Below are 6,210 nucleotides of genomic sequence, written 5' to 3'. Positions count from 1 at the left end.
ACAGTGAAGCTTAAACTCATAAGTATATTTGTTTCTCTTTCTCATACAAATACCCTCAAGATGTGTCTAACTTTTTGGGGGCAGTGCACATATTGGTAACCTTTTCCACTGCTGCTTGAGTGGTTGGAACTTTAATAGACCCGGAAACTACCTGCCGGTAAGTATAGCCAATAGCTTTTTTAAATACGCTTTCGCTGCTCCTGAATACTTCTTTTTCCATTTCTTTATGATAGTAAAAGATACCAAAAAAACAGGAGAGGGTCTTATGGGCTCTCCCTGAAAAACAGTAGTTGTAGACTTGATGGCCATATTCAGATACATAGTCAGTTAGGCTTCTGTTATCTGTCCTGACTTTCTTTTTCTCTTCTTTCATGGCAATAGTGGTTTGTGGATTCTTATCTAAGAATAGGCGTCCCGACCAGGTGTCCCAGAATGGGCGATCTACCCAGATGCTCCTTGAATTTCAGACTTAAGCTTGTGTTTTCAAAGTGTTTAGGGTAGTTTTTGATATAATCAGACTGTTGGGATGTGGTTGTATAATGATTATGTTGTTTCGATGGATTAGTATACATTTGTATATCATTCTCTAACCTATGGAATATAAATTACTCAGCGATGAACTTCTTGTGAAGCTCCTTTTGGTGGGAGACGAGGGTGCGTTTGAGGAAATTTATAGGCGATATTTTAGTAAACTGCTCCGAACTACCCAGTTCAAAATTCATTCAAAACAGATAGCCGAAGAACTCTTACAGGATTTATTTATCAGCTTATGGGAAAAGCGAGATAAGATAGCCATTGATAATCTGGAAGCATACCTGAATGCCTCACTTAAATATCTTATTATCAATCATATCAGGCGGCAGATATTGCAGGATAAATTTATGGAATACGCCGCTAATAAAAGCGAACTTTCAGAAACTGTCGATGAATCAATTGCCTTTAATGAACTATCTGTAGCCATAGAAAAAAGCATTGAAAAACTACCCGAAAAGACCCGCCAGATATTTACGCTGAACCGTCTGGAATACAAATCGGTCAAAGAGATTTCAGAACTACTCTCTATTCCGGAACGAACGGTCGAGTACCATATTACGCAAGGCATGAGGATTTTGCGGGTATATCTTAAAGAATTTATGACTCTTTCATTTTTGGCTTATCTTCGTTTTCTACATTATTTTTATGAGTAAAATTTAATTGAACTATTTAAAGAAAATTTATAAAAATCACCATTTTTATATAAACTTTCAAAGAAATATTAAAATTATTTGCGGTTACAGGCTTCTTGTTTGACTTATACACAAAACCACCTGTTAATCATGAACCGCCAATCTTTTGCACTACTATTGAATAAATACCTGCACGGACAATGTACTACTGCCGAACAAAAGGTAGTAGAGCAATGGTATGAGTTATTAGACGATATGCCTGATGTCGAGTGGAATGCTGCGGAGTTGGAAGAGCAATTATGGCAAAAAATAAGAAAACATACCAAAGGTGACCTGATGCCGGAAGCACAAGTGCAAAGAACATTCAGCATTTTCCAAAATACCAGTATTCTTACAAAAATAGCCGCCTCTATTCTATTGATTTTCGGAATAACCTTAGCTTTTTATCTGAAAAACAGAACAGATGAGTCTGTATCTATTAATCAGTCTGCCGGGCTGAAAGGGTTGATTGAGAAAACCAATAACTCGAATCAGGCTATGAAAATTGTCCTGGAAGATGGAAGCGCTGTCACACTCCAACCCCATAGCAAATTGCATTATCCGGAGAAGTTTAGTGAGGCTAACCGGGAGGTTTATTTAAAAGGTGAGGGCTTTTTTGAGGTACAGAAAAATCCCACAAAGCCATTTTTTGTCTATACCGGCAATGTTACTACCAAAGTATTAGGTACGAGTTTCTATGTGAAAAACATTGATGGGGTAAAGAAAATAGAAGTAGAGGTGGTATCCGGCAGAGTATCGGTTTATGAAGAAGAAAACCACAATATCAACAAAGATAATCAAACCAATGGGGTGGTACTAACCCCAAATCACAAGGTTACTTTTTTTGCCGAAAGTAACCTCTTTGTTACCAATATCGTTAAGAATCCTATTATTCAGACGCCTAAAATACAAGACACCAGGGTCTTTTTTGAGTTCGACGATACGCCTGTGCTGGCTGTATTGAGCAAACTTCGTGAAGCCTATGGTGTAGATATTTTAGTTGAAAACGAAGCCATTAATAACTGTCTCCTTACTGCCGATATTACACACCAGACTCTCTATACCAAATTAGACATTATCTGTGCCGCCATAGGTGCGAGCTATGAAGTAAAAGGCACCACGATTCTGTTGAGTGGGAAGGGGTGTCAATGAGATTTTATCTGGTGCAGTTCGTTTCTACAGAAACAACAAAGATTAATTTAGTTACCTATTATCTATAAAACCTTAACCAAAACATAAACCAATATGATGACCTGATCTTTTCTGCAAGTCCTAATTTTGCCTTGAAAAACAAAAAACCAGCAATGTTGCGAGCATTGCCGGCTTTTATGGAATCCCTTCTGAATTGGTTGCGAGCCAATTCTAGTAGAAGGAGTGTTTTGCCAAATCGTTCGAAAACTTAACAAAACAATCAAAAGTATGAAAAAACCTCAACTATTTAGTCAAACCCTACTGGCTATTATGAAAATCTCTCTTTTACAGCTTACGATAGCAATCCTCTTTATGGGAGGGGCTTTTGCCTTTGATACGAAGGCTCAGGAGATGCTCAATAAGTCGGTATCTTTAAAGGTCGAAGACAAGAAACTTCGGACGATACTCAGCCAGATTGAGCAGCAGACCGAAGCCAAGTTTGTGTATAATTCTAAAGCCATACAGGTTGATCGCAAAGTTTCGGTAAATATCAATGATAAGAAACTGTCGGAGGTTTTAGATGTGCTTTTAAAACCACAGCAAATCTCTTATAAAATCATAGGCGGGCAGATTATTCTGAGCCCAGCCACCACCGATAAAAGCTCGTTTCGGCTCGAAACCAATCCGGCAACGGCAGACGATGAAAAAGTAGCCCTGATGCCCATTGACCAGACCATAACCGGAACAGTAAAAGACGATGCAGGCAGTGGTATACCGGGTGTAAGTGTTACCTTGAAAGGAACCAGCAAAGGAACAAGTACCGACGGCGATGGAAAATTTAAAATTGATGTACCTAATAGCAGTTCTGTACTGGTTTTTTCTTTTGTGGGTTATAGCCCACAGGAAATAGAAGTGGGAAACCAGACCACTTTGAATGTGGTACTTAAAACCGATACAAAGGTTTTATCTGAAGTAATAGTGGTAGGATATGGCTCACAAAAGAAAGCCAACCTGACCGGTGCTGTTGATCAGGTAACAGGCGAAGTATTTGAAAACCGCCCTGTAACGAACGTTAATCAGGGTTTGCAAGGGGTAATGCCTAATCTGAACGTAAGAATGGGTGATGGAAAGCCTAATCAGGCGCCTGCTTTCAATATCAGAGGTACTACCTCAATCGGGCAGGGGGGTAATGCACTTGTACTCATTGATAACGTAGAGGGTGATCCAAGCTTGCTAAATCCAAGTGATATTGCCAGCATTACTTTGTTAAAAGATGCCGCTTCTGCTTCTATCTATGGTGCGAGAGGGGTATTCGGAGTGGTATTGATTACTACCAAAAATCCATCAGCAGGCAAAACAAGCGTTACTTATTCAACCAATTACTCGTTCAAATCACCTATTGCTAAGCCTGATCTGGTGACCGATGGTTATACATGGGCATCAATGTTTGCCGAGTCTTTTGTGAATTTCGGAGGCACTTTTCCACAAAATGCCAATAAAACCCTAAAATTCTCACAGGCCTATCTGACAGAAATCAAACGTAGAAAAGATGCGGGTATCACCAATGAAGTAGAAATTGACCCCGCCACAGGCGAGTATGTTTATTTTGGTAATACTGCTTACTACGACTTGCTTTATAAAGACATGACTAACTCGAAAGAGCATAACCTGAGCATTTCGGGTAGCAGCGATAAAGCCAGCTTTTTGCTCACAGGTCGTTACTTCGGGCAGGATGGTTTATTCCGCTACAATTCAGACGATTATAGTGTGTTCAACTTCACAGGTAAAGGTTCTATCCAGCTATACCCTTGGTTGAAAATTACTAATATGTCGCAGTATTCTGATATGAAATACCATAATCCACTCAACGTAGGTGAAGGTGGTGGTATCTGGCGGAATATCGCAGACGAAGGCCACCCATTATCACCGCTACTAAATCCTGATGGCACGCTCACCGCTTCAGCTGCCTATACTGTGGGTGATTTTTACTATGGCAAAAACGGTATTGATAACAACAAGAAAGTGTTCAGAAATACCGCCGGATTTACCACTAACTTCTTCAAGGATAAGTTCAGAATCAAGGGAGACTTCACAATTCAGAATACCGACAACAACGATAGAACCAAGGCCGTTCCTATTCCATACAGTATCAGACCGGGGGTAATAGCTTATGTAGGTACAACTACCAATTATCTGAGCAATGTCTATAGAGAAACAACCTACATGACCACCAATTTCTATACTGAATATGAGAATACATTTAAAGACAACCACTACCTGAAATTCATGGTGGGTTATAACTACGAACAGTCAACCTATAAAAGGCTGACAACGCAACGTAATGGGCTTATCTTTGAAGATGCCAATGATATCAGTTTGGCATTAGGTCAGGCCATTACTACACAGGGCGATTGGGAAAGATGGAAGATTATGGGAGGTTTCTCAAGATTGAACTACTCTTTCAAAGACCGCTATCTGGTTGAGGTGAATGGCCGTTATGATGGCTCGTCTAAATTCCCTGCCAATCAACGCTATGCTTTCTTCCCGTCAGTATCCTTAGGCTGGAGACTTTCAAGAGAATCGTTCTGGAAAGTACCTGAACAAATAATCTCTGACCTGAAGGTCCGCGCTTCTTATGGTTCTTTAGGAAATGGTAATATCAAATCCTATTCTTATTTAGAGCAATTTAGTATTTCGCAATCATCAGTTATTCTGGCAGGGCAAAGACCACAGATTACCAGAAACCCGACAGTTTTACCTGAAGGCTTGACTTGGGAAACGGCTACGACCAAAAATATCGGTTTAGACTTTTCAATGCTGGGTAACCGTCTGAATTTTGTGGGAGATGCCTATATTAGAACCACTACTGATATGTTTACGGTGGGGCTGACACTTCCGGCAGTATTCGGCGCAACCGCACCTAAAGGTAACTATGCCGATTTGAAAACCACAGGATGGGAAATGATGCTCTCTTATAGGGATAAGTTTTCGGTAGGAGCCAAACCGTTCAATTATGATATACGATTGACATTGGCCGATTACACCGCAACGGTTACCAAATACAATAACCCTGAAAAACAATTAAGCGATTATTACGAAGGCCAGACCGTAGGTGAAATCTGGGGATATACCACTGAGGGATTCTTCAAATCGGCAGAAGATGTGAAAAACAGTGCCAGTCAGGCCATTTTCAGAACAGCTTCAAGTGGCTTGTGGTTTCCGGGCGATATTAAATTCAAAGACGTAAATGGAGACGGAAAAATTGATAATGGGACAAGCCGCGTATCGAATCCGGGTGACAGATCAATCATCGGTAATTCAACCCCAAGATATACCTATGGTGTAATGTTAGGGGCTGACTGGAACAACTTCTTCTTCTCGGCATTTGTGCAAGGTGTAGGCAAACAAGACTGGTACCCAAGCTCAGAAGCAAGTCTTTTCTGGGGACAGTACAACCGTCCATACGGAGGTATTCCTAAAAGCCAGATAGGCAACATCTGGAAAGAAGATAATCAAGATGCGTACTTCCCAAGATACGTATCGCGGATTGCAAGTAATGCCAACGGTACACTGGTGGCTGCTCAAACTAAATACTTACAGAATGTAGCTTATGCCCGTTTGAAAAATATTCAGGTAGGGTATAATCTGCCAAGAACAGTTATGTCGAAAATTGGTGCATCTGGCGCAAGAGTATTTGTTTCAGCAGAAAACCTCTTCACATTCTCACCATTACATAAAATTACCAGAGATATAGATGTAGAAAATGCAGTAGCCTCTGATCAGGTGTTTAACCCGAATGGCAACTCAGGCGATGGTTATAATTATCCGTTAATGAAAAGTGTGACAGTTGGTTTATCTATTACATTCTAAATCT

4 protein-coding genes are annotated in these 6,210 nt (G+C 40.3%); 3 read left to right on the top strand and 1 reads right to left on the bottom strand.

The features are described 5' to 3' along the window. Positions 1–55: 55 nt before the first annotated feature. Positions 56–373, bottom strand: coding sequence for a hypothetical protein (locus D0T08_RS25980; protein ID WP_116985679.1), 318 nt, complete (start codon positions 371–373; stop codon positions 56–58). 220 nt (positions 374–593) lie between these two features. Here D0T08_RS25980 and D0T08_RS25975 point away from each other — a divergent pair, with 220 nt between their 5' ends. The 3 genes from D0T08_RS25975 to D0T08_RS25965 all read left to right on the top strand — a co-directional run bounded on the left by D0T08_RS25975 (position 594) and on the right by D0T08_RS25965 (position 6,206). Then, positions 594–1,187, top strand: a complete 594-nt coding sequence (locus tag D0T08_RS25975) for an RNA polymerase sigma-70 factor (protein ID WP_116985678.1) — start codon at positions 594–596, stop codon at positions 1,185–1,187. Positions 1,188–1,316: 129 nt separating this feature from the next. Continuing rightward, a complete protein-coding gene (locus D0T08_RS25970; protein ID WP_116985677.1) occupies positions 1,317–2,357 on the top strand; it encodes a FecR family protein in 1,041 nt (346 codons plus the stop codon). 267 nt (positions 2,358–2,624) lie between these two features. Next, complete coding sequence (locus D0T08_RS25965) at positions 2,625–6,206, top strand: TonB-dependent receptor (protein WP_229239060.1); 3,582 nt, start codon at positions 2,625–2,627, stop codon at positions 6,204–6,206. The last annotated feature ends 4 nt before the right edge of the window (positions 6,207–6,210 follow it).

Source organism: Emticicia sp. C21 (genome assembly GCF_003418935.1).
GTDB lineage: Bacteria > Bacteroidota > Bacteroidia > Cytophagales > Spirosomataceae > Emticicia.
Note: the sequence above shows the minus strand (reverse complement) of the source record. Positions and strands in the feature narration are given on the sequence as shown.

What these genes read in the sequence shown, in the direction of transcription:
- D0T08_RS25980 (WP_116985679.1), bottom strand. Translation starts at nt 373, where the DNA reads ATGAAAGAAGAGAAAAAGAAAGTCAGGACAGATAACAGAAGCCTAACT.
- D0T08_RS25975 (WP_116985678.1), top strand. Translation starts at nt 594, where the DNA reads ATGGAATATAAATTACTCAGCGATGAACTTCTTGTGAAGCTCCTTTTG.
- D0T08_RS25970 (WP_116985677.1), top strand. Translation starts at nt 1,317, where the DNA reads ATGAACCGCCAATCTTTTGCACTACTATTGAATAAATACCTGCACGGA.
- D0T08_RS25965 (WP_229239060.1), top strand. Translation starts at nt 2,625, where the DNA reads ATGAAAAAACCTCAACTATTTAGTCAAACCCTACTGGCTATTATGAAA.